This is a genomic window from Streptomyces sp. NPDC054872 (assembly GCF_053610705.1).
Genome location: NZ_JBSGYY010000058.1, coordinates 1 through 24,117, shown reverse-complemented (window position 1 = coordinate 24,117; position 24,117 = coordinate 1). Strand labels below are relative to the sequence as shown.

19 protein-coding genes are annotated in these 24,117 nt (G+C 70.7%); 7 read left to right on the top strand and 12 right to left on the bottom strand.

The features are described from left to right. Window position 1: 1 nt before the first annotated feature. On the bottom strand, window positions 2–2,896 hold the full coding sequence (locus ACWGIH_RS40960; RefSeq protein WP_453451633.1) for a glycoside hydrolase family 2 TIM barrel-domain containing protein: 2,895 nt from the start codon (window positions 2,894–2,896) through the stop codon (window positions 2–4). Between the two features lie 240 nt (window positions 2,897–3,136). Here ACWGIH_RS40960 and ACWGIH_RS40955 point away from each other — a divergent pair, with 240 nt between their 5' ends. After that, window positions 3,137–3,796: a pyridoxamine 5'-phosphate oxidase family protein gene (locus ACWGIH_RS40955; RefSeq protein WP_453451651.1), complete on the top strand. Its 660-nt coding sequence runs from the start codon at window positions 3,137–3,139 to the stop codon at window positions 3,794–3,796. Window positions 3,797–3,824: 28 nt separating this feature from the next. Here ACWGIH_RS40955 and ACWGIH_RS40950 read toward each other — a convergent pair whose 3' ends face one another. The 5 genes from ACWGIH_RS40950 to ACWGIH_RS40930 all read right to left on the bottom strand — a co-directional run bounded on the left by ACWGIH_RS40950 (window position 3,825) and on the right by ACWGIH_RS40930 (window position 9,525). Next, window positions 3,825–5,123 carry a hypothetical protein gene (locus ACWGIH_RS40950; RefSeq protein ID WP_453451634.1) on the bottom strand — a complete coding sequence of 433 codons (1,299 nt, stop codon included), beginning with the start codon at window positions 5,121–5,123 and terminating at the stop codon, window positions 3,825–3,827. Continuing rightward, window positions 5,111–6,343 (bottom strand): hypothetical protein, encoded by a 1,233-nt coding sequence (locus tag ACWGIH_RS40945; RefSeq protein ID WP_453451635.1) that lies wholly within the window; start codon window positions 6,341–6,343, stop codon window positions 5,111–5,113. The genes ACWGIH_RS40950 and ACWGIH_RS40945 overlap by 13 nt, the downstream gene beginning before the upstream one ends. 86 nt (window positions 6,344–6,429) lie before the next feature. Continuing rightward, window positions 6,430–7,314 (bottom strand): GAF domain-containing protein, encoded by an 885-nt coding sequence (locus tag ACWGIH_RS40940; RefSeq protein ID WP_453451636.1) that lies wholly within the window; start codon window positions 7,312–7,314, stop codon window positions 6,430–6,432. A 25-nt stretch (window positions 7,315–7,339) separates the two neighbouring features. Further along, entirely contained in the window at window positions 7,340–9,193 is a 1,854-nt protein-coding gene (locus ACWGIH_RS40935) for a CheR family methyltransferase (protein ID WP_453451637.1), read from the bottom strand. Beyond that, window positions 9,190–9,525, bottom strand: a complete 336-nt coding sequence (locus ACWGIH_RS40930) for a chemotaxis protein CheB (RefSeq protein WP_453510472.1) — start codon at window positions 9,523–9,525, stop codon at window positions 9,190–9,192. Before ACWGIH_RS40930 ends, ACWGIH_RS40935 begins: the two co-directional genes overlap by 4 nt. A 137-nt stretch (window positions 9,526–9,662) precedes the next feature. On the opposite strand from ACWGIH_RS40930, the gene ACWGIH_RS40925 reads away from it, so the two are divergent. Next, complete coding sequence (locus tag ACWGIH_RS40925) at window positions 9,663–12,209, top strand: polysaccharide lyase family 8 super-sandwich domain-containing protein (RefSeq protein WP_453451639.1); 2,547 nt, start codon at window positions 9,663–9,665, stop codon at window positions 12,207–12,209. Window positions 12,210–12,248: 39 nt separating this feature from the next. Here ACWGIH_RS40925 and ACWGIH_RS40920 read toward each other — a convergent pair whose 3' ends face one another. Beyond that, a complete protein-coding gene (locus tag ACWGIH_RS40920; RefSeq protein ID WP_453451640.1) occupies window positions 12,249–12,446 on the bottom strand; it encodes a ferredoxin in 198 nt (65 codons plus the stop codon). A gap of 8 nt (window positions 12,447–12,454) precedes the next feature. Continuing rightward, on the bottom strand, window positions 12,455–13,699 hold the full coding sequence (locus ACWGIH_RS40915; protein WP_453451641.1) for a cytochrome P450: 1,245 nt from the start codon (window positions 13,697–13,699) through the stop codon (window positions 12,455–12,457). A gap of 235 nt (window positions 13,700–13,934) precedes the next feature. Here ACWGIH_RS40915 and ACWGIH_RS40910 point away from each other — a divergent pair, with 235 nt between their 5' ends. After that, window positions 13,935–14,801, top strand: a complete 867-nt coding sequence (locus ACWGIH_RS40910; RefSeq protein ID WP_453451642.1) for a radical SAM protein — start codon at window positions 13,935–13,937, stop codon at window positions 14,799–14,801. 10 nt (window positions 14,802–14,811) lie between these two features. After that, a complete protein-coding gene (locus tag ACWGIH_RS40905) occupies window positions 14,812–15,222 on the top strand; it encodes a nucleotide triphosphate diphosphatase NUDT15 (protein WP_453451643.1) in 411 nt (136 codons plus the stop codon). Here ACWGIH_RS40905 and ACWGIH_RS40900 read toward each other — a convergent pair. The 4 genes from ACWGIH_RS40900 to ACWGIH_RS40885 form a co-directional block, all read right to left on the bottom strand. Then, complete coding sequence (locus tag ACWGIH_RS40900; RefSeq protein ID WP_453451644.1) at window positions 15,194–16,945, bottom strand: hypothetical protein; 1,752 nt, start codon at window positions 16,943–16,945, stop codon at window positions 15,194–15,196. The two genes, ACWGIH_RS40905 and ACWGIH_RS40900, sit on opposite strands and share 29 nt — an antisense overlap. A gap of 43 nt (window positions 16,946–16,988) precedes the next feature. Next, window positions 16,989–17,756 (bottom strand): hypothetical protein, encoded by a 768-nt coding sequence (locus ACWGIH_RS40895; RefSeq protein ID WP_453451645.1) that lies wholly within the window; start codon window positions 17,754–17,756, stop codon window positions 16,989–16,991. Window positions 17,757–17,935: 179 nt separating this feature from the next. Further along, a complete protein-coding gene (locus ACWGIH_RS40890) occupies window positions 17,936–18,448 on the bottom strand; it encodes a hypothetical protein (protein WP_453451646.1) in 513 nt (170 codons plus the stop codon). A gap of 4 nt (window positions 18,449–18,452) precedes the next feature. Next, complete coding sequence (locus ACWGIH_RS40885) at window positions 18,453–19,523, bottom strand: AraC family transcriptional regulator (RefSeq protein ID WP_453451647.1); 1,071 nt, start codon at window positions 19,521–19,523, stop codon at window positions 18,453–18,455. Between the two features lie 70 nt (window positions 19,524–19,593). Between ACWGIH_RS40885 and ACWGIH_RS40880 the strand changes: the two genes are divergently transcribed. The 3 genes from ACWGIH_RS40880 (at window position 19,594) to ACWGIH_RS40870 (ending at window position 23,978) form a co-directional block, all read left to right on the top strand. Then, window positions 19,594–21,171: a flavin-containing monooxygenase gene (locus ACWGIH_RS40880; protein WP_453451648.1), complete on the top strand. Its 1,578-nt coding sequence runs from the start codon at window positions 19,594–19,596 to the stop codon at window positions 21,169–21,171. A 218-nt stretch (window positions 21,172–21,389) separates the two neighbouring features. Then, entirely contained in the window at window positions 21,390–22,526 is a 1,137-nt protein-coding gene (rsgA, locus tag ACWGIH_RS40875; RefSeq protein ID WP_453451649.1) for a ribosome small subunit-dependent GTPase A, read from the top strand. A gap of 99 nt (window positions 22,527–22,625) precedes the next feature. Continuing rightward, on the top strand, window positions 22,626–23,978 hold the full coding sequence (locus tag ACWGIH_RS40870) for a bifunctional transcriptional activator/DNA repair enzyme AdaA (protein WP_453452838.1): 1,353 nt from the start codon (window positions 22,626–22,628) through the stop codon (window positions 23,976–23,978). Window positions 23,979–24,117: the final 139 nt, after the last annotated feature.

The window sequence follows — 24,117 nt, the reverse complement described above, 5'->3', positions numbered from 1 at the left end:
CCTACGACGTGCCTCCCCGACGCGCGAAGGTGAAGGCGAACTCCGCCGGGGCGGCATGGAGTTCGTACTGCGGCAGCACCCCGGGACCGCACGACTGCGACCCGATGCCGTGCTGCCCGTGATCGAGGTGGACCCACACGGTGTCGCCGGCGACGAGGTCGGTGCGGTGCGTGGCCGCGTCGAGCTGCTCGGTGGTCCAGCGGCGCGCCGTGAACCAGAAGGCGGGCTCACCGACCACCCGCAGGCCCTCGCCCGCGAAGCCCGCCCGCAGTTCGGCCCAACGGACGTCCGCACGGGCGCCGTTCTCCTGCGGCCGCACGTACGGGGTCTGCATGCGGTCGACCGGCAGGGAGTGGCGACCGATGTGGGACGCCGCCGCCGTGTCCGGATACGCCTCGCCGGAACCGCCGAACCAGTGCGCGTACCCGTACGCGGCGGGCAGACCGAGCCGGATGCCGAGCCGGGGCAGCGGCACCGTCCACTCGCCCTCGGGCACCACGGACACCGTGAGGCGCAGGCGGGCGCCGTCGGACGTCCAGCGGTAGACGGTACGCAGCCCGATGTCACGCGCGGCGGGCGCCACGCGGGTGCGGACGGTGAGGGTGTCGTCCGTCGACTCGACCGCGTCGAGGCGGTGTTGCATCCGGTGCAGGCCGAGCTCGCGCCACACGAGGCCGTTGCGCTGCCCGCCCTGCCAGGATGCCCCGTTGTCGTTGTCGGTGGGGGCACGCCAGATGTCCAGGCGCGGGGCGCTGCTCAGCGGGACGTCGTCCACATGGAGCAGCTCGCCGGTGCGGGCGTCGAAGGTGCCGGGGCCGAGCGTGATGAGGTCGCCGCCGCGCACCGGGGGCTCCCCGGTGGCGGGGCGGGCCGGGGGACGGGGGGTGACCGCGAACCCGGTCCGCGCGACGACGTGATCCAGCTTCGTCCAGTTCGTCTCGACGCCCACCGTGGCCGTGAGATGCAGAAAGGTCTCGGTGTCGCGGCTCGCGGGCGGCGCGCCCGGCAGTTTCAGCTCGACGGACTCGCCGGGCCCGAGCTCCGGTGGCACGGGCAGCTCGCCGGCCTCGAAGGGGGCCTCCTCGTCGTCGCTGATGAACTGCCACTCGAAGGACAGCTGGGACAGGTCCGCGAAGTCGTGCAGATTGGTGACCCTGACCGTCCCCGCATCGCCGTCGTACGCGAAACGCACGGGCTGGATGACCCGCTTGTACACGTCGAGTCCGGGTGACGGCTGCCGGTCGGGGAAGACCAGGCCGTCGCAGACGAAGTTCCCGTCGTGCAGCTCCTCGCCGAAGTCACCGCCGTAGGCGTAGCCGAACTCCGGGTGCCTGAGGCCGTGGTCGATCCACTCCCAGATGAAGCCGCCCTGGTTGCGTTCGTGCGCGTCGAACAGCTCCTGGTACTCGCTCAGACCGCCGGGCCCGTTGCCCATCGCGTGCCCGTACTCGCAGAGGATGAAGGGGAGTTGGCGCCGCTCCTCGGGTCCTCCAGTGTCCGCTCGGTGCCCGATGCGCTCGACCTCGGCATGGTCGGCGTACATGCGCGCGTACAGGTCGGTGTCCGCGCAGGTCGGGTCACCCTCGTAGTGGATCAGGCGCCCCGCGTCCCGCGCGCGGATCCAGCGGGCCATGGCGGTCAGGCCGCGGCCCGTCCCGCACTCGTTGCCGAGGGACCAGATGATCACCGAGGCGTGGTTCTTGTCGCGCTCGACCATGCGGGCGGCCCGGTCCAGGAGCGCGGGCGTCCAGCGGTCGTCGTCTACGGGGTTGCCGCGCCATCCCTGCTCGGTGAAGCCGTGGGTCTCCAGGTCGCACTCGTCGATGACCCACAGGCCAAGATCGTCGCAGAGGTCGAGGAAGGCGGGGTGCGGCGGATAGTGGCTGGTGCGGACCGCGTTGATGTTGTGCTGCTTCATCAGGAGCACGTCGGTGCGCATCGTTTCGAGGTCGAGCGCGCGGCCCGTGTCCGGATGGAACTCGTGCCGGTTCACGCCCCGGAACAGGATCCGGCGTCCGTTGACCTTGATGACGCCGTCCTCGACGGCGACCGTGCGGAAGCCGATCCGCAGCGGGACACGCTCGCCCGGCGTGGCCAGGACCCCGTCGTACAGGCGTGGCGTCTCGGCGGTCCAGGGTTCGACGGCCACCGTCACGGACTCACCCGTGGCGACATCGATCCCCAGCTCGGGGACGCTGATCCGCCCTTCGACGTCCGAGTCGACGCGCAGGGTCCCCGTCCCCGCGCGATGGTCGTACGAGGCATGCGTGAAGAAGTCGAGGGCGCAGCCCTCCGGGCGGTGCAGCAGGGTCACGTCCCGGAAGATGCCCGGCAGCCACCACTGGTCCTGGTCCTCCAAGTAGGAACCGGACGACCACTGGTGGACGCGGACCGCGAGGACGTTGCCCGACGGCTTCAGGAGGTGGCCCACCGAGAACTCGTGCGGGAGCCGGGAGCCCTTGAACTCGCCCAACTCCGTGCCGTTCAGCCAGACGCGGGCGCACGACTCGACGCCGTCGAAGCGGAGCGTGCCGTCGCCGGTCTCCGGCCAGCCGTCCGGCAGGTCGAAGACGCGCAGGTGGTCGCCGGTCGGGTTCTCGGTGGGGACGCGGGGCGGATCGACCGGGAAGGGGTAGACCATGTTCGTGTAGAGGGGGGCGCCGTGGCTCTGCAGCACCCAGTGGCCCGGCACCGTCACGGTGTCCCAGGCCCGGGCGTCGTAGCCCTCCGAGGTGAAGGAGAGATCGGCGGTGTCGGCGGCCGGAGAGAGCCGGAAGCGCCAACTGCCGTTCAGCGAGAGGGAGATGGCATCCGACTGCGCATACCACGCGCGGGGCGGGAGGCTGCCGGTGCCGGGGGATACGTCCTCAAGGTAGGGGAGCTCCATGACCTCCATCAGACAGCGGGGAGGCGAGGCGTCACAACCGTCACGCGGCGGAGGTTGTTGGATTCTCGGAGACCGAGTTGGACAAAAGGCGCATGGGTTGCGGATTTCGTCGCGAGCAGTCCAGTTATCAAGCGCAATTCGTTGAGGTATGGCATTTCAGTCGCGATATCGGTAGCTTGCGGAGGCGTGACCACCAGCGAACAAGAACACCGGCCGCAGGGCGGGCAGCCCGCACCGCCGCCCCCGCACCTGCCCGCCACGCTCCCGCAGACCGACCGCACCCGCCACCGCCGTCTGCGCGACCAGGGCAGCCTGGAGCGCGCCGACCTGGAGGCGATACTCGACGCGGGGTTCGTCTGTCATCTGGGTGTCGTGGTCGACGGCCATCCGATGGTGGTCCCCACCGTCTACGGACGCGACGAGACCCAGCTGTATCTGCACGGCTCGGTCGCGAGCCGCAGCCTCGCCGCCGACCCGGCCGCCGAGATCTGCGTGACCGTCACCCACGTGGACGGCCTGATCCTGGCCCGCTCGGTCTTCGAGCACGGCGTCAACTACCGCAGCGCGATGATCTACGGAGTGCCGCGCGAGGTCACCGACCCGGAGGAGAAGCTGACCGGCCTGCGCCTGCTCACCGAGCACGCGGCACCGGGCCAGTGGGACCACGCCCGACGCCCCAGCCGCAAGGAGCTCGCCGCCACGACACTGCTCGCCCTCTCCTTGGAGGAGGCATCGGTCAAGACGAGCGCGGGCCCACCGGACGACGGCGACGGACCCGACGCCCAGCTCGGGATCTGGGCCGGAAACCTTCCCCTGACGGCCAGTTGGGGCGCCCCGGTCGCCGACCCACTGCTCCCGCCGGGCATCGCGGCCCCGCCCCACATCGCCGCGCGCGGCGGGACGCGCTAGGGCTGAGACGCGGCAGGGCTGAGGCGGGTCAGGGCCTCGCGGCGGAGGGCGTCCCGCAGCCGTGCGCCCTCGCCGAGCCCTGGGCGAACGCCTTGAGCGCGGCGCGCTGATAGGCGCGATCGGCAGGCGTGGTCTCGTCCTTCTCGTCCTTCTCGTCCTGTCCGTAGAAGCCGTCGCCGGACCCAGGTGGCTCGACGGTGAACAGGGCGCGCTCGCCGCCCTCCTCGCACGCCGCGCTCACCCAGTACCCGCCGTCCGGGAGGCGGCCCGACGGCTGCGCGCCGGGGATGCGGCTCCGGCCCAGGTAGTCGTAGTGGTCCTGGTAGCGGTAGCGCTCGTCCTGCGCGTACGGGCCGTAGTACGCGGTCAGCCGGTGCCGCCCGCCCACGTCCTCGGACGACGCGGCCACCGGCAGCCCGGCCCGCGTCACGGTGGCGGGACCCAACACACATACCTCGACCGGTGTCCCGCGCCGCCCGCCCTCCCACGCGCGTGCGGCCTCGGAGCCGCGCCCGGGGACGCCACGGCAGGACGCGGCGGCGTCGCGGAGCGGCACGGACTCGTCCGTGTCCACCGGCAGCGGCACCGTGCGCGGCGGCTTCCCCAGGTCGGCGTCGCAGTTCCAGTGGGCGGAGGCGTTGGCCGCCGTGGCGGTGGCGATCCGGGCGAACGCGGTGCGCTGCCCGGGGTCGTCCACGCTCGTGTCCTCGCGCTCGGCGTCCACCGTGACCAGGAGCCCGCCACGGCCGCGCGCGCAGTCGAGGAGGACCGCGGCGGTGGCCGACGCGTCAGCGCCGCTCGAACCACTCGAACCAGTCGAACCGCTCGAACCGCTCGCCGTGAAGACGCCGTTCCAGCCGGAGCCGACCGCCACCGGCGGCAGTGCGGAGCGCACGTCCGGATACACCCCGTCCCACTCGCCGCTGAAGGCGTCCCGCCGCCACCCGCGGGTCTCCGGGCCCTCGTCGTCCTTCGCGGGCCGCTCCGGCACCGCCCGCACGCTCACCGTCACCGAGCCGTCGCGTGCCGACCTGCCCTCGGCGTCACGGGTGATCGTGCAGTCCACGCGCAGGGAGGCGTCGCCCAGCTCGCCGTGCCCCCGGTCACGCGTCTCGTCCTTGAAGGGCCCGTCGCCCAGTACGTCACGCACCTCGGCGGCCGGGAGCACGCCGTCACAGGCCCCGCCCACCAGTCGCTGCGCCACCCACCGGTCGTAGCCCCCGCCGAACCAGAAGTACCCGCCCGCCACCAGCGCGAGGGCGAGCACCGCCCCGGCAGCCGTGGCGAGCCCCCGTCCGGCACCGGAACGCCAGGTCAGCCCTGCCACTCCTCCACCTCTCCCATGATCTCGGTGTCCCGGCAGTGCGCGCGTCGCGGCCAGCCGTCGTCCGCCGCCAGATAGCGGTCGAGCAGGGCCCGCGCGTCCGCCGAGACCCGGCGCCACTCCTTCTTGTCCAGGACGACCTCGTCCTGGTGCCGGAAGTCGAGCGCGGGTGTCACCGTGACACGGTGGAACGTCGGCCCGCCGTCGCACACCGACCGCGCCCAGAGCGCGAGCAGCGGATCGTCGCCCGACCGCTCGAAGGCCAACTGCCCATCGGGGCCCCGCTTGTGGCGGCTCGTCCCGGTGCCGGGGACGTCACCGCCGCCGCCGAACCTCTCGTACGCGCCGGGCGCGAGAACGCCGGACCAGCTCTCCGCGCTCGCAGCCTTCGCCCTCGGCTCGGGCGCCTGCCCCGCCGCGTCGTCCCACTGACCGCCGCAGGCCCCGGTGCGCTTGTTGTACGTGGTGGCGTTCGCGTCGAACTTCCAGCGCCCGGGCGCGAACTTCAGGGCCTCGGGGGAGAGCCAGTCGCAGAGCGGGTCGGCCCGCTTCGGCTCCTTCGCGTCGGCCAACGGCCTTCCTCCGCAGCCCTGTTTCCGGCTCACCCAGTCGGCGACCCGGACCGCCGTGCGGGACGCCAGGAGCCGGTCGGCCTTCGGCACGTCGTACTCGCTGTCGGCGTGTGAGGGCAGATCCACCGAGACGAGCAGATCCTTCGACGGCTCGACCCGGCCGCTCAGCCCCTTGGGACATTCCGTGAGCAGCGTGGCCGACACCAGGCTGCCGTGCAGACGGTCATCGGTGGAGACCCCGCCCACCGCATGGCTCGGCAGCGGCAGTGCGAAGCCGCCGGCCGGTGCGTCGGCCCGGCCGAGCGCGGCCTGGGCCCGCACCCTCACCTGCGCTTCCGGCTCCCAGCGCTCGTCGCCTCCGCCCCACGACAGCGTGCAGTCGAGCAGCGCCCGGCTCTGCTGCCCCGGCGCGAGGAGCGTGCCGTACTCGTCCAGTACGCCCGCCGAGTCGTCCGGCACGAAGGAACTCAGCTCCTCGGGGAGCAGTCCCGCGCAGGCGTGGGTCAACTGGTCCTGGTTGGCGGCAAGTCGGTCGTCGCGCTCCTGGGACCGCGACACGGAGATCCCGGTGCCCCCCACCACCAGCGCGAGGACGGCCACCCCGGTGGCCACGAGCCAGGTACGTCTGCGGACGTCACGCATCCCCGGCATGGCCCCCCTTCCAAGATCGGAGAGGAGACGCTACCAACCGGGCGCCGGACTCCGGGCGCCGGGCCGCGGGTGGTGGCCGTCGGCTCCTAGAGCTCCATCGCCCCGGACAGAAAGCGCCGGGCGACCACTTCGGGGGGCTCGCCGTACGCGAACGCACGGGCCTTGATGAGCGCGAGGGAATCCGCGAGTGATCTGCCCCCTTGCGCGGACAGGGCGCCCGCAGCCTGGTGGACCACCGCCCGGATGTCGGCACCGCCGTACAGGTCGAGGTCTCCGTCCGGTCCGAGCAGTACGCCGTTCAGGAGGGCGCGGGCGACGGTGTGGAACGTGTCCGACCGAGCCGGCGGCGCCGCGGGGTCGAAGAGGGTGAGCGCCCCGACGCAGTTGCCGGACGCCTTCAGCGGCAGTGCGGCGACCGCACTCAGGCCGAGGGCGGCGAGGCCCGCCCCGTACCCCGGCCAGCGCCGCTCGAGGACGGCGCCCGACGCGAACACCGTGCGGCGGCTCCCGGCGGCGTCGAGCCCGGGCCCGGAGTTCAGGACGAACTCCAGATCCTGGGCGCCGCGTGCGCGACCGTCGGAGGCGGCGACGGCGAGCTGGCCCAGGTCCTCCCCGACGAGGGTGAGCGCCGCACTGCGCGTCCCGCACGCCTCGGCCACCCCGGCCATGAACAAGGGGCGGTGCTCGTCAGAGGGCGGGGGCCTGGGTGACGGCCGCTTCGCCGCCCAGTTCCACATCCTGCGTGCGTAACTTTCCTGGAGCCGGGCAGTGGTGAGGTGTCTCTTGGCCGCCGAGTGGTGCCGCTCCGCCGCCTCCGCGTCGAACGGGAGGCCGCTCTCCGCGTACTGACGGTCGTATCGCTCGGCTGTCGCCGATTCCCGGGCCGCGCGTTCCCTCGCCCGGACGGCGCGCCCCCAGGCGATGTCGCCCTGGTCGCCCGCTTCTCGCGAACTGCCTTCCATGGCGCTCATGTTCAACAGAATACGACTCACGGGGTCAGTTACCGCCTCCTGCCTTGATGTCTTCCATCAGAAGGACGACACCTCCGCTGCGCGCGTCGAAGGGCGAGCAGATGACGGAACAGTCGATGCGCCGACCGATGCGGTTCACGGCGGGAATCACCACCGGGCCCGACCGCTCTCCCGACGCGACGCACTCCGGGATGAGTTCACGCAGCTTCTCGGTGGGCAGGCCGAAGTCGAGGGAGAGGAAGTTCTTGCCGAGCACCTCGTCGGCGCGCAGTCCCCACAGCTCGATCGCGCCGCGGTTCCAGCTCCGGGTGCGCATGTCGGCGGAGAGGACCACCACGCCGGCGGCGATGCTGCTCACCACGCCTTCCAGGAGGGCCCGGGTCTCGTCCAGGTCCGTGGAGCGCAGCCGCAGCTCGTCGTTCATGGTCTCGAGCTCTTCGTTGCCCGACTGGAGTTCCTCGTTGGTGGTCTGCAGTTCCTCGTTGGTGGACTGAAGCTCTTCATTGGTGGTCTCCAGTTCCTCGTTCGTCGACCGGAGTTCCGCGTACGCCGTCTCCAAGCCCGCGCGCACACGCTCGGCTTCGGCCTTCAGCCGCGTGGCCACCGTGACGTCCGTGAACATGACGACGGTGGCGACCGGGGAACCGTGGCTGCCGGAGACCGGCTGGACGACGATGTCGAAGTACTGCGTCTCGTTGCCCGCGCGCCGCTCGGCGGCGTTCACCCGCAGCGGCCTGCGCTCGCAGGTGGACCGGTCGATCAGCGAGCGCAGTTCGGTGGGCCGGCAGGACAGCTCCAGGTCCTGGAAGGGGCGGCCCACGTCGTGGACCGAGAGGCCGAACCGGGCACGGGCCCCGTGGTTGATCATCACCACGAGACCGTCCAGGTCGAGCGCGACGGAAGCGCCCTGCGAGGCGTCGAGGAGCAGGTCCCGCAGATGACGGGAGACGGCGGTGCCGGGCCGGCGACGGAACACCCGCCGACGGACGTCGACCGCCTCGAAGCGTTCGCTGCCGCTGTCACTCAGGAGCATCTCGGCCCTGCCGAGGAAGAGATAGCCGCCCTCGCGCAGCGCGAGATGGAAGCGGTCGACGATCTGGGTCTGCGTCTCGATGTCGAAGTACATCAGCGTGTTGCGGCAGACGAGCAGGTCGAGACGGGAGACCGGGGCGTCGCGCGTGATGTCGTGCCGACCGAAGACCACCTGGCGCCGCAGGTCGGGGCGGACGACGTAGTGGGTGCCGTGCCGCTCGAAGTACTTGTCGCGCAGCTCGGTGGAGAGGGTCTCCAGGTTCTTCGCGGGGTAGCGGCCGGCGCGGGCGCCGCGCAGCGCCCCCTCGTCCACGTCCGTCGCGTGGATCTTCACGCGGCTCAGGCTCTCCTCGACGCCGAGGGCCTCCGCGAACATGATCGCCAGCGAGTACGCCTCCTCGCCGCTGGAGCAGCCCGCGCTCCATACCCGGATCTCCCTCTCGGGGCCGGAATCCGCGAGCAGTTGGGGCAGCACCTCGCGCCGGACGAGGTCCCAGGCGCCGGGGTCGCGGAACACCGAGGTGACGTTGATCAGGATCGTGTCGAACAGGGCGCGGAACTCGGCCGTGTCGGTCTCGAGGAGATCTCGGTAGTCCGCGTAGTCCCGCGCGCCGACGACGCCCATGCGCTCGCGGATACGGCGGCCGAGGGCGGCCCGCTTGTAGCCGGTGAAGTCGAAGCCGCGGGCGTCGCGGATGAATCCGAGCAGGTTCTCAAGACCCTCGCCGACCGCGTCACCCGAGCGTCCGGACTTCTGCGCGGGCACCCGTTCGGTCGTGGGCTCCGGCGCCTGGTCCTTTCCCGCGCTCTTCGCGGCCCCGTCCACGGGACCGGACGGCTCGCTCATCGCTGCCTCTTGCTCTCGACGGGCCCGCGCAGGACCGCGGCGATCCCTTCCGGGCGGAGTACCCGGTCGGCGGCCCCCGACTCCAACGCTGCCGCGGGCATGCCCGCGAACTGGGCCGTCCGCGGGCCCTCGACCAGCACGATGCCGCCGTGGGCCCCGATCGCGGTCACCCCTCTCGGGCCGTCCACGCCGGTGCCGGTGAGGACACGCGCGATCGCCCGGGGTCCGTGGGAAGGCTGAGCAGAGCCTGAAAGACACCGGCCGACGACGCGATGACGACGATGGCGAGGACGGCGTAACCCTCCGGGTCGTGCTGCTCGGCCAGCATGCACTGAGCCTATCCGGTGATGGTCACGCGGCGTGGCGGCGTGGAACGGCAACACCCTTGTCGCCGGTCGGGTCGTCTGCTTGACTCCGCCCGCCAGCACGCCAGTTCCCCCAGTAGCGCCCACGTACGGCGGAGGAAGCCATGGAGATCACCCGCAGACGCCTGCTGTCCGCTCTCTCGGCCGCCGGTCTCCTGGCGGTGATCCCCGCGCTTCCTGCGAGCGCCGCCGAGGCCGCGGCGGACAGCGCCCGACTGCTGGCCAACACCGTGGACGTCTTCGCCGGGACCGCCGAATCCAACGCGCGCCCCGAGACCGCCGCCAAACTCACCGCGATCGACAGGACCGCGCGGACGAACCTGAAGGCGATGGACGACGCGGGCGAGGGCGAGCTCTTCGCCGGTCTGGTGCTCGGCACCGACGACGCCCTCCTCAACACGGCCTACAGACGGCTGTACGAGATCGCCCTCGCCACCCGCGCACCGAACCCCACGCCCTCGGACCTCTACGGGAACACCACCGTGCAGCGCCGCGTCATCGACGGCCTCGTGTGGCTGCACGAGCGCCACTACGGGGACCAGGCCAAGGGCTACTACGGCAACTGGTTCAACTGGGAGATCGGCATCTCCCAGCACGTCAGCAAGACCCTCGTACTCCTCGTCGACGAGGTGCGGACCTACCGCCCCGAGCTCATCGGCACCTACGTCACCTCGATGGACGCCTACCTGCGCAACGGCACCGACGGCGACGTGAACCTCGACTCGCGGTTCCACACCGGTGCCAATCTCGCCGACATCACCACCAACCGGATCCTGCAGGGCGCGCTCCTGGGCGCGAGCGGCGAGGCCCGCATCCGCAAGGCCCTCGTCGACCAGCTGACGGTCTTCGTCACCGTCGACCCCTACCACCTCGTCCACGGGGTGACGGACGGCCACTACGCCGACGGTTCGTTCATACAGCACGCCTCCGTCGCGTACACGGGCTCGTACGGGAAGGGACTGCTCACACGCGTCGTACAGACCCTCAAGATCCTCGACGGGACGGGTTTCGCGCACGGCGAGGAGCTGGTGCCGACCGTGCGGAAGTGGGTGCGTGACGGCTTCGCGCCCGTCATCTTCGAGGGCTGGATGATGGAGATCGTGAAGGGGCGCGCCGTGTCGCGGCCGGACGGCGGATACGTCGACGTCGCCGTGGTCGTGGAGGCCGTCGTCGACCTCTCCTCCCTCTCGACGGGCGCCGACGCCACCGCCCTGAAGAGCTATGTGAAGCACATCCGCGCCACCTCGCGCGCCGCACTCGACCCGGCGGGGTTCGTCTCGCCCGTCAGCATCGTGCGCTACGCGGACATCATCGGCGACACCTCGCTGCCCGCCGCTGACCTCAACCCCGCCTCCCGCAGCGTCGCCTTCAACGCCATGGACAAGAACGTCCACCGCAGACCGGGCTACGCGTTCGCGCTGGCCCGCAGCTCGGACCGGATCAGCAAGTACGAGTACATGAGCGGCGAGAACCTCATGCCGTGGTTCCAGGGCGACGGCGCGTACTACCTCTACCTCTCCGGGCAGGACCAGACACAGGCGTACGGGGTCGACTACTTCACCACGGTCTCTCCGTACGGCCTCGCGGGGGTCACCGCGCCCGTCGAGCAGCGGCGCACGGTCCCCGCCCTCTACGGAAAGCCGTACTACGACAACCCGAGCCACCCCCTGAACTTCACCTCCTCCTCCGAGTCGCAGAACAAGTACGTCTACTTCCCGCGCGGCTCCAACCAGCACTCCGGGGGCGCCGTCCTCGGGGCGTACGGCGCGGCGGGTGCGGTGCAGTCGAGTGATGCCGCCTTCCAGGAGCGGGAGTTGCTGCCGGACGACTTCGTCGTGTACCGCAACGCCACGGCGACGAAGTCGTGGTTCCTGCTCGACGAGGAGATCGTGGTGCTCGCCGCCGGGGTGGGCGACCGCGCGGGGCGGGCCGTGACGACCACGATCGACGCCAGGACCGCGGCGCCGGACGACGAGGTCACCGTGACGGGGCAGCTGCGTGACGGCCGCGCGTGGACCGGGGCGGGCACGGGTGACCTCCGGTGGCTGCGGTACGCCGACGCCACGCGAGGCACCTCCGTCGGCTACGTCTTCCTGGACACCCCGAAGGTGCGCGTCAGCCTGGACGAGGTCACCCGAAGCCGCCGGGTCGTACGCACCGCCAACCCGGACACCGCCGTGACGCGCACGGTCCTCGGCGTGACGGTGGACGGCGCGGCCGGGGCCGAGCCCGCCTCGCTGGCCTACGCGTTGGTGCCGAACGCGGGGGAGGCCGCGCTGCGGTCGTACGGGCCGGGGCAGCCGCTGAAGGTCCTCGCGAACACGGTGCGGCTGCAGGCCGTCAGTCACGCGGGCCTCGGCCTGACCGCCGCGAACAGCTTCACCGGGGGACGGCGCGAGACCGCCGGGCTGCGGATCGACGGCCCCGCGTCGGTGCTCGTGCGGCGTGAGCGGCGTGGCACGACCACCGTGGCGGTGTCCGATCCGACGATGGACCGCGACAGGATCAGCGTGCTGGTCCGGGGGCGCTCCCTGCGGCAGGTGAAGGCCGACGAGGGGGTACGCGTGAGCCGGGCCCATGGCGGCACCCGGATCGACGTGGACACCCACCACGCGTACGGCCGGAGCTTCACGGTGACGCTGCGAGGCTGACGGCTGCCTGCCCCCGCCTGCCTGCCCGCTTGATGTGTCTCACTCCTCCACGGTGACGGCCCGCACCGGGCAGGCCCGCACGGCCTCACGTACGAGGGGATCGCCGCCGCCGTCCTCGCGGCCGGGGAGTACCTCGCTGAAGCCGTCGTCGTCCTGGGTGAAGACGCTCGGCGCGGTGAGCGCGCACATCCCCGCGCCCACGCACCGCTCGGTGTCCACCGTTACGCGCACGCTCATCTCAACTCCTACCAGATGACGGGGAGTTCGAGCATCCCCTGAATGGTGTCGCCGGGCTTGAACGGGATCTCCCGCGCGGGCACCGCGAGGCGAAGCCCCGGCAGCCGTGCGAAGAGCGTCCGCAGGGCGATGTCGATCTCGGCTCGGGCGAGGTTCTGGCCGAGGCACTGGTGGATGCCGAAGCCGAACGCGAGGTGGTGGCGGTCGGCGCGGTGGAAGTCCAGCTCCTCCGGGGTCGCGCGGGCCGCGGCGTCGCGGTTGATGAGGGAGGTGGAGAAGATGACGCCGTCACCCGCACGGATGCTGCTGCCGGCGACGTCGATGTCCTCCTTGGCCACCCGCAGCAACCCGTCCGCGATGGACAGGAAACGCAGCAACTCCTCGACGGCCGCGGGCATCAGCGACGCGTCGGCACGCAGCTCGGCGAGCCGATCGGGGTGCTGGAGGAGGGTGAAAGTCCCCAGGGAGATCATGTTGGCCGTGGTCTCGTGCCCCGCGACCAGCAGGATCGTCGCCAGGCTGACGAGCTCCTCGGGGTCGAGCGCGCCCTCCGCGAGCTGCCGGTGGATGAGTTCGTCGAGCAGCCCATCGCCCGGCTCGCGCCGCTTGCGTTCGATCAACGCGTAGAAGTAGGCGTCGAGTTCATCACGTGCGCGCTCGGTGTCCTCGGCGAGAGGACCACGCAGCAGGCGCCGCGACTGCTCCTCGAAGAACTCGTGGTCGGCGTAGGGCACGCCGAGCAGCGCGCAGATCACCATGGACGGCACCGGCAGCGCGAACGCGCCGACCAGCTCGGCGGGCGGCCCCTGCGCCTCCATGGCGTCGAGGAGCCCGTCGACGGTCTCCTGGATGCGGGGCCGCAGCGCGGCGATCCGCTTGACCGAGAAGCTGGGGATGAGCATGCGGCGCTGCGTGTTGTGCACGGGGTCGTCGACGCCGAGCAGGGCGACACGGCGGTTGCGTACGTTCGCGAAGCGCTCGGTGGGGGCGGGGAACGCCTCGTTCTCACGGTCGGTGGAAAGCCGCGGGTCGACGAGCAGGTCACGCGCGGCCCCCTGCCCGGTGACCACCCAGACGGACCGCCCGTCGAAGAGCCGGACCCTGGCGAGAGGCCGGGCCTCGCGGAGCGGGGCGTAGGACTCCGGGGGGTGGTAGGGGCAGGTGCGGTCCTGGGGGAAGGGGATGGGGGAGGGGGTGGGGTCGGATTCGGTGGGTTCGGAGGCGATCGGTTCGGACGCGACTGATTCCGTCATGGACTGACCTCACAAGCGGAAGGGCTCCTCTTACCTCTCCTATTGGATGCCTGGGGCATCTACTTGGTCCACGACAAGACCAGCCAGATAACGGCCTGTCCGGCGTCCGAAACTGGCCGGAACCGACCCCTCCGCCCGGACGTGCGCTTGCCTTGCGCGCTTAGAGGGAATGTTCGATGCGCGATGGCCGTGGAAACAGCGATATCAGACCTCAGTTGTCGCTAGGGTCCCGACCATGCTCATCCCTGCCTTCGTCGACATGCGGCCCATCGGAAGGTGCAATCTCAGCTGCCCCTTCTGCTTCGGCCCGAGGCACGAGGTCCCCTCCATGTCCCGGGGCGTCGCGCTCAAGGTCGCGGCAGCACTGAAGGACGGGGGCGTGCGCGGCGTCGTCATCTCCGGAGGTGAGCCGACCTTGCTTTCCTATCTCCACGAGCTCGCGGCCGCATTGCGCGAGCCCGGCGAGGACGGCACCGCGCCACGAGTCGTCCTGAGCACCAACGGCCTCGCCCCGCTGCGCACGATGGAACGCGTCCTGCCCAGCCTCTCCTGGATCGCGCTGCCCCTGGAGTCCGCCGACGCGGACGAGCACCGGGCACTGCGCACCGGCGTCGCGCCGCACCGCGACAAGATGCTGGCGCTGCTCAAAGAGGTGCGGGAGAACCACCGGCGCGTCCAGGTGAAGCTCGGCACGGTCGTCACACGGTTGAACGTGCGGGGCGCGCCCGACGTGCTGAACCTCATCGAGGACTCCTGCAGGCCCGACGTCTGGAAGGTCTACCAGATGTCGGAGACCAACTACGGCGCCGACAACAGGGATTGGCTCGCCGTCGGGGACGACGAGTTCGAGGACGTCGTGCACCGATGCGAGATCGCGGCCAAGGAGCGCGACGTCACGCTGCGGGTCTACCGGAACAAGACCCGCACGGGCAGTTACTTCTTCATCGACCCGGACTGCGAGGTCGTCGTCGTCGACGAGGACGGGGAGCGCAGGATCGGCAACTTCTTCGAGCGGCTCGCGGAGAGCTTCGACGAACCGTCGCCTCCGGTCGAGGGGGCCAGGAACATCGAGAACTTCACCGGCACCTATCCGGACGCGTGAGGAGCCCGCGATGACGACACAGGTACGCGTAGGGGTTCAGGCGATCGTCCGCGCGGGCGGCCGCGTGCTGCTCGGGCTGCGGGCCAACACCTTCGGCGACGGCACCTGGGGACTGCCCGGCGGACATCTCGAAGTGGGCGAGTCGCTGGCCGGCGCGGCCTGCCGGGAGCTGGCGGAGGAGACGGGCCTCCGCGCCATCGGCACGCGCGTCGCCTGCGTCACCGATCCCGACCCGGCGGCCAATCACCACATGCAGGTGGGCGTGGAGATCCTCGACTTCATCGGCGAGCCACGGGTACTGGAGCCCGAGCGGTGCCTGCGCTGGCAGTTCTGGCACCTGGACGACCTGCCGGAGGCGCTGTTCGTGGGGTCGGTGGGGGTGCTGCGCAGCGTCAGGGGCGGGGCTCTCCATCTCCCTTGAGCTCTCCATCTCCCGTACCGGTCTGCGGTAATCCGGTCTCCTTGATCAGACGGTCGTCGGCCTGCGCGCGCACGGCGTCCCGCAGAGCCTTCTTGTGCTGCTTCTCGTTCGCCTCGAACTGGTCAAGAGGGCTGGCCAGCTCCCACTGGATCCCGAATTCGTAGTCGCTGTCCGTGTAATACCTGCTGTCCCTGTGGAACTCCACCTCGAACACATTGAACTTGCGTCGGGTCCTGCGCTCGGGATTGGACGTGATGTAGGGCTCGAAGAACCCCTTGTGCGTCGTGAGAAGCGTCGAACCAGGTATGTCGATATGAGTGAGACGCAACTCGATCTGGCCGGGGTACGTCTCCGCGAGCGTACGGTAGGAGTCGATCACCGGAAGGAAGGTTTTGTCGTAGTAATCGCTTGCCGCGACCATGTCGATGATGTTGTGAGAATTGGGCCGTTCGGCCGTCGCGTCGTGTTTGGTGAACATGGCGAGGGAGTTCCAGGGGCTGCTGATGATGGCGTAGAAGTTGCTGCCGTGGTTCAAGGCGTGGACCACCTGCGGGTGAAAGCGCTTCAGGTCCTTCAGGAAGAAGGACGCCCCCGCGTGCGCGATCAGCCTGATCATGTTGCGCTCGCGTTTGACCGCCTCGCCCTTGGCCTTGTTGCGGGTGGTGCTCTCCTGAGGTGTGTAGACGTGGTCGATGTCGTACGGGAGTTCATCGGGCGGAGCCGAGTCGCTCCGTATGACTGCGAGAGCCGCACGCAGCGCGATCGTCTGGGAGTGGTCACGGCCCAGGGTTCGGGCGGCCGTGGTGGTGGCTGAGTCAAGTAGGGCCACGGCCTGCTGTTTGCGCGTAGCGCCGAGCATGGCGCCGTCGGCGGCGTCGTATTCCGCCGCGGCGAGGGCGGCCTGGGCGATCAGTGTCTGCTGGTGGTCGGGGCCGAGCAGCGCGACTGCGCGCAGATGGGCGATCTCCAGCTCGCCGAGCTGCTCCTCGGCTCGCTCGTCGTCATGTGTGGCCCTGGCCAACTGGAACCGCGCCTGGGCCAGCGCGGACCGGACGGCAATGGCCTTGGGGTCGTCGTCGTCCGTGAGGCTGGTGATGAACCAGTCGACGGATGCGGCGAATTCGTTGCTGGCACGCTTCAGCTCTGTGGTGTCCCGCCGGATCGATGCCACCTCCACACGCACCCAGTCGGCGGTCAGCCGGGCCTCCGGGTCGCTGCCGTAGGACTGGCCGAGGACGGTGACCGCCTTCTGCGCCCAGACCGAGGCGTCCTCCAGGTGCCCGGCCCGCAGGCTCACCGCGCTCAGGTTGGCGAGGATCCTGGCGTGCTCGGGAGCAGCCCTGCGCTGCGCCCTGTTCAAGGCATAGTTCAGGACCATGCGGGCCCGGTCGAGATCGTCGTGCTCCGCGAGCAGCGAGCCCAGTTCGTTCCAGGTGTCGGGCGCGAACACCTCCCTGTCCACCTCGGCGATCTCCATGTGCCGCAGGGCCACATCCGCCACCGAGAAAGAACGCTCGGGCATCCCGAGCGCGAGGAGGAGCTGCGCGAGGGTGATGTGCTGCCGGGCGGTGGTCCGCAGAGGTACGGACGATGCCTCGGGGCTCGTGAGGCGTTTCACGTAGCCGGCGAGCGACTCCTTGAGATCCACGCGGGCGCTGCCCTGCGCTTCGAGTGCGTCCTCGGCCGCGGTCAGTGCCTCGCCGATGTGTGCGATCGTCGTCATGTTCCCTCCAGGAGGCGGGCCGCCCCTGTGCGGGGCGCGCTCTTCACGGCCGGTGGTTCCAGCGGAGGTTCACGTAGCTGGACACGCCGGCCCGCTGCAGGCCGGCCCGGACCGTCTCGTCCTTGCGGGCCGCCGCCTCCGCCAACGGATCCTGGAGGACCGTGTAGATCCTTTCGGACTCGGGCAGCGCCCGCGACGGCTCGGCACGAAACCTGAAGGAGTCGAACCGGCGCACCGCCTCTTTGATCACCCCGGCGAAGAGTGTGTCCGCCGGAGCGGTCGTGGCGGTGGGCCGCGCGACGAGGAGGCCGAGCACGACCGACGGGCGGTCGGGGTCTTGGTGCTCCCGGTCGATGGGGCTGCCCGCGTACTTCTGTATGTTGTCGCACGAACCGTCGTGCCGGAGCTGATGGCAGTTGACGACTTGGTTGTCGCGCGTGCTCTGATAGATGACCGACGCGTCGCTCACGGTTCCCCGAAGCACAACGCCATTTCCCGGCGTCCGGTGGGCCGCCGTCCAGGATTCGCCCGGCTGCGCCACGTCGAAGTCGATGCCGGGCAGCGGCACGCTCTCTCCCTTGCGGAAAATGATCCTCACGAGGGCCATGTCGGTCAGGAGGTCGCAGTCCGCGACCTTGCCTTCCAGGCGCCTGCCACCCGGAAGCCGGACGATGACCGGCCGCTGACGCTGCTCCCGGTCTTCTCCCAGGCGGTGCGCCACGGTCAAGGCGAAGTACTTCGTCAGCCGCACACCGGATGCGATGCGACGGTTTCCCCGGAATATCTGGATCAAGTGCTTGGGGTGGGTCATGGGTTCGTCCCCCCGTCCGATCCCAGGAATGAATCGCGCCATTGCGCGTGGAATATGCAATGGTAGCCAAGAAGGGCCCTGGATCGGGAGTGGCCCCACAAGTGTCTTTGCGAGGACGTGAGTTGCGGAGATCCTTTCAGGGGCGCGCGCCATGGAGGGGTGCCCCGCTGCCGCACTGATCACGGCTGGCGTGTTTCTCCTTTCCTCCCGCGCACCTCCTTTCGCAGAGTGATCCAGAACTGGCGGTCCGATTCCTCCGACGCCTCGACGCACCGGATGAATTCCCGCCACAGCTCATCGGCTTCGGATACCCGGGGATTGTCCCCCTCCTGGTTGTCCCACTCCTCCCACGCGTGCATCCACGCCTGCATCGTCGTGAAGGTGGCCCAGTGCGCTTCGAGAACCTCGGTCGTGGCGTAGATCTCGAGGCGGGCCGCCAGAGCGTGACTGTCGGTCTGCGCGGAGCTGGTGCCGCCCGGCCAGGTGCCGGTCCTGCTCAGTTCCGAACGCAGTTCGGCCAGCCGGTGGACGGTGATCATGGCGTCTTCGTAGACGGTCATGCACCGTGACCAGACGCGGTTCTCGCGCTCACGTTTGTTCGTCGCGACCTGGGTGAGCAAGACGCCGGAGATGGAGGCGATGGCTCCCAGGGTCGTGCCGACGATCGCCGCGATGGCCGGATTCAGTGTCACCCCGTCAGCATGGCGGGTTCTCCCGGAACTGCGCACTGCCGTACTGGAGTTGGTGGCCGAGGGCGTCGGACTCTGCAGCCTCCCCCCGCCGCACCCCCCGCGGCGTCACCCCCCACCACCGCCGGCAGCAACGGTTCAGGGCCGACTGTTCGGAGAGGCCGAGGAGCAAGGCCACCTGGCCCAGCGGGAGTTCAGTGGTGGTGAGGTAGCGGTGCGCGGCCCCGCGGCGTTCCTCGTCGACGATCCGGGCGAACGTCGTGCCCTCGTCCCGCAGCCTTCGCTGGAGCGTCCGGGGGTGGACGTTGAGCAGGTGGGCCACCGTGCCGATCTCCGGCGGCGCGGTGCCGAGCGACCTGGCCACGACCGCACGGACACTGCCGACGACGTCCGCCCGTTCCTTCAGGAGCTGCTCGTCGAGGTACGCGAGCGCGAGCCGCCGCAGATGCGCGTTGCCGCCGCCGAGCGGCCGGTCGGCCAGGCTCAGGGGGACCCGCAGCAGCGCCGCGGGGCGGTCCGCCTTCACGGGTACGCCGAAGAAGTCCTCGTACACCGAGAGCGGGGCCAGCAGCGGATGCGGGAGCTCGACGGAACCGAGACCGTACGGGCCGACCAGGTAGACGATCGCCCGGTGCATGAATCCCAGGGAGAGGTCGATGCCCTGCGGTGGCGCCTCGAATCCCTCGCGCACGCCGTAGCGCAGGGCGGCCACCCCCGGAGTGCCGTACGGGTCCGGCTCCAGGCTCAGGCTCAGCGAGCGCGCGTGGACGAACAGATAGCGCGTGGTGCACTCCAGGGCATCCCCGAGCGTCTCGGAGTTCTGGATGGCGAGAGCGAGGGCGCCGAGCATGCCCAAGTCCTGCCGGGCCGCGATCCGCAGACCGAGGTCGGGACAGCCGAGGTCCGCGGCGGCCAGCTCGAGTACGGTGGCCATCGCCGCCTCGGGCACCAGGAGGTCGTCCGCGTCCAGCGCGGCCGTGGGGCAGCCCGCCTGCCGGGCGTACGCCTCGGCGTCGCCCCCGAGCTCCGCCACCGCGGCGCGGAAACCCCGCAGCCCCGCCGATCTGATCACGGACATGTCGTCCAGGGTCAAAGATCTGTCGCCCGGGGTCAATTCCTGCCGGGTGTGCTTCCGGACACTGGAGAGCATGACGTACACCGCAGACTCAAGGACCGCAGGTACCGACGCTCCCGCCGAGCACATCGACGTCGTGATCGTGGGCGCCGGTCTGTCCGGTGTCGGTGCCGCCTACCGGCTGCAGACCGAATGCCCGGAGCGTTCGTACGCGATCATCGAGGCGCGGCAGTCCATGGGCGGGACGTGGGACCTGTTCCGGTACCCGGGGGTGCGCTCGGACTCCGACATGTTCACCCTCGGCTACGCCTTCAAGCCCTGGCGCGACTCGAAGGTGCTCGCCGACGGCCAGTCCATCCTGAGCTACATCAAGGAGACGGCCGCGGAGTTCGGCATCGACCGCAGGATCCGCTACGGGACCAAGGTCGTCGCCGCCGACTGGTCCACCGCGACGGCACGCTGGACGGTGACCCTGGAGCGCACCGACGAGGACGGCAGCCGCACCCTGACCACCGTCACCTGCGACTTCCTGTACTCCTGCGCGGGCTACTACAACTACGACCAGGGCCACGCCCCCGAGTTCGAGGGAGCCGACTCCTTCACCGGCTCGGTCGTGCACCCGCAGTTCTGGCCCAAGGACCTGGACCACGCGGGCAAGCGCGTGGTCGTCATCGGCAGCGGCGCCACCGCCGTCACCCTCGTCCCCGCGATGGCGCGGACCGCGGCCCACGTCACCATGCTGCAGCGCAGCCCCACCTGGATCGGCTCGCTCCCCTCGCGGGACAGGCTGGCCGACGGCGTCCGGCGCCTCCTGCCCGCGGGCGCGGCTCACCGGGTCGTGCGGACGAAGAACATCCTCTTCACCATCGGCCTCTACCAGTTCTGCCGCCGCAGCCCGAAGGCCGCACGGCGCCTGCTCACCGGCCTCAACAAGCGCATCGTCAAGGATGACCAACTGGTCGCCGACCACCTCACGCCGTCGTACGACCCGTGGGACCAGCGGCTGTGCGCGGTGCCGGACGCCGATCTGTTCGAGGTCCTGAAGACGGGCGAGGCGGAGATCGTCACCGATCACATCGACCGCTTCGTCCCCGAGGGCATCCGGCTCACGTCAGGCCGTGTCCTGGAGGCCGACGTCGTCGTGACCGCCACCGGGCTCCAACTGCTCGCCTTCGGCGGTATCGCCCCGTGCGTCGACGGCCGGCCGGTCGAGCTGAACAAGCAGTTCGTGTGGCGCGGCGCGATGATGACGGGCGTCCCGAACTTCGCCGTGTGCATCGGCTACACCAACGCCTCCTGGACGCTGCGCGCCGACCTCACGTCCCGCCTCGTCTGCAAGGTGCTCAACCACCTGCGCGACAACGACTACGCGGCGGTGGAACCGAGGCCCACGAGCACTCTCAACGAACGCCCGCTGCTCGACCTCGCGTCGGGATACGTCCAGCGCTCCATCGACGCCTTCCCCCGCCAAGGCGACCGAAGCCCCTGGAAGGTCCGGCAGAACTACGTGCTGGACGCCGCCTCGACGATGCGCACCAACCTCCGCAAGACACTGGCCCCCACACCGCTGTCCGCCGTGCGCCGGGCCCGTACGGCGGCGGCCGAGCGGCCCGTCGCCGCCGGGAGCGAAAAAGGTTGGCGCTCCGCCTGAGGCCGGGGCTAGGGTTGGTCCCGTTCTTCCGGCGGTCCGTTGACCGCCGGTGCCGGTCGAATTTGATCCAGGAGGTGTGACCGATGGCTGTCGTTGAGATGGGCGCTGCCCGCATCGAGAAGTCCGTCCATTCCACCTCCGTGGCCACCGGCTGACCTTCCTCTTCTTCACGTGCCGACGCGCGCGTGCGCCGGGGCCACCCTGTGAAGGGTCACCCCTTGTCTTCCTCTTCCTTTTCCTCCGCTTCACCCTCTTCACCTTCAGCTTCTTATTCGTTCTCGGACCCGCTCGTGCCCTACGGCTGGGACGGGAACTGGGAGGCCGAGTTCACCCCGTACGCGGCGCAGGGTCTGCTGCCCGGCCGTGTCCTGCGCGTCGACCGCGGTCAGTGCGACGTCGTCACGCCGGACGGCACGGTGCGCGCGGACACCGAGTTCGTCGTGCCCCGCGACCCGATGAAGGTCGTGTGCACGGGGGACTGGGTCGCCGTCGACGCCGGAGGCGGCGATCCGCGGTACGTACGGACGCTGCTGCCACGCCGTACGGCGTTCGTCCGCTCCACCTCGTCGAAGCGGTCCGAGGGGCAGATCCTCGCGGCCAACGTCGACCACGCGATCATCGCGGTGTCGCTCGCCGTCGAGCTCGACCTCGGCCGGATCGAACGGTTCCTGGCCCTGGCCTGGGAGTCCGGGGCCCAGCCACTGGTCGTCCTCACCAAGGCCGACCTCGTCCCGGACGCCACAGGCCTGTCCTACCTCGTCGAGGACGTCGAGACGTCGGCCCCCGGCGTCCAGGTGCTTCCGGTCAGCGCCACCACCGGGGAAGGCGTCGACATCCTGTGCGCCGTCGTCGCAGGCGGTACGTCGGTCCTGCTCGGCCAGTCAGGAGCGGGCAAGTCGACGCTGGCCAACGCACTGATCGGCGAGGACGTCATGCTCGTCAACGCCGCCCGTGACGTGGACGGCAAGGGCCGCCACACCACGACGACCCGCAACCTCCTCGTGCTCCCCGCCGGGGGTGTCCTCATCGACACGCCGGGCCTGCGCGGCGTCGGCCTGTTCGACGCGGGGTCGGGCGTCGGCCAGGTCTTCTCCGAGATCGAGGAGCTCGCGGCCGACTGCCGCTTCCACGACTGCGCCCACACCGCCGAACCCGGCTGTGCGGTGCTCGCGGCCGTGGAGGACGGCACGCTCCCCGCCCGCCGCCTCGACAGCTACCGCAAGCTGATCCGCGAGAACCAGCGCATCGTCGCCAAGACGGACGCGAAGCTCCGCGCGGACATGCGGCGCATGTGGAAGCTGCGGGGCGCGGAGGGCAAGGCGGCCATGGAGGCCAAGCGGGGGCGCATCCGCTAGAGGCAGCCGCGGTGCGGGGGCGTGCGTCCGCGCCCCCGCACCGCGGTGTCCGAATTCCGCCAGCCGAAGCCCGGCCGACCCCGCACACTGGACTATGTGATCGATGAAGAGACCAGGTACGAGGCGGTTCGCAGCCGCGACGCGCGCTTCGACGGAGAGTTCTTCTTCGCCGTCGAGACCACCGGCATCTACTGCCGCCCCAGCTGCCCCGCCGTCACCCCGAAGCGCAAGAACGTCCGCTACTACACCACCGCGGCCGCCGCCCAGGGCTCCGGGTTCCGGGCCTGCCGACGCTGCCGCCCGGACGCCGTGCCGGGGTCCGCGGAGTGGAACGTACGCGCGGACGTCGTAGGGCGCGCCATGCGCATGATCGGTGACGGTGTCGTCGACCGCGAGGGCGTCTCCGGTCTCGCCGTGCGGCTCGGCTACAGCTCCCGGCAGGTGCAGCGTCAGCTCACCGCCGAACTGGGGGCCGGTCCCGTCGCCCTCGCGCGGGCCCAACGGGCGCACACCGCCCGCGTGTTGCTGCAGACCACGGGTCTGCCGATCACGGAGATCGCGTTCGCGGCGGGGTTCGCGAGCGTCCGGCAGTTCAACGACACGATCCGCGCGGTGTACGCCCTGACGCCCACCGCGCTGCGGGCCGCCGCGCCGCGTGGCGGGGGCGCCGGGCAGGCGACCCCGGCGGCCGGGGTGCCGCTGCGGCTGGCCTACCGGGGGGCCTATCAGGCGGGCGCCGTCCTCGACCTGCTCGCCGAGGAGGCCGTCGCCGGAATCGAGCAGGTCAGCGGGGAGCCGGGTGGGCGGACCTATCGGCGTACGTTGCGGCTGCCGTACGGCACGGGAATCGTGGCCGTCGAGGAGAGTGACCACGGGGTCGGCGGGTGGCTGGACGCGCGCCTTCATCTGACCGACCTGCGCGACCTCACGACCGCCGTACAGCGGTTGCGCCGGCTCTTCGACCTCGACGCTGATCCGTACGCCGTCGACGAGCGGCTCGGCGCCGATCCCCGGCTGGCCCCGCTGGTCGCGGCGCGACCGGGCCTCCGGTCGCCGGGCGCGGCCGATCCCGAGGAGTTCGCGGTACGGGCGCTGGTGGGGCGGCAGGCGGCTTCCCTCCTTGTGGAGCGGTACGGGAAGGCGCTGGACGCGCCGTGCGGGGCGCTGACCCATGTGTTCCCGGAGCCTGGCGCGCTTGCCGGGGAGCCGGGGCCCTTGGGGGAGCTGGCTGCTGCGCTCGCCGATGGGCGGGTGCGGTTGGACGCGGGGGCGGACCGGGAGGATGCGGAGGAGGGGCTCTTGGGTGTGGCGAGGCTGGATGCGGGGGTCGTGGCGGTTGTTCGGATGCGGGCTCTGGGGGACCCGGATGTGGGGTTGCCCGGGGTGGGGGCGCCTGATGCGTGGCGGCCTTGGCGGTCTTACGGGGTCCGGCATGTGCTGGCGGCGGGGTAGGCGCCTTTTCCCCAACCCCGCCCCTTCCCGGCTGTGACATGTGCGGCTCCGCCGCGTGGCGTGCCCGCGCCCCGGGCCTACCTGGGGCTCCGCCCCAGACCCCGAACAAGATGTCCTCAAACGCCGGACGGGCTGAATT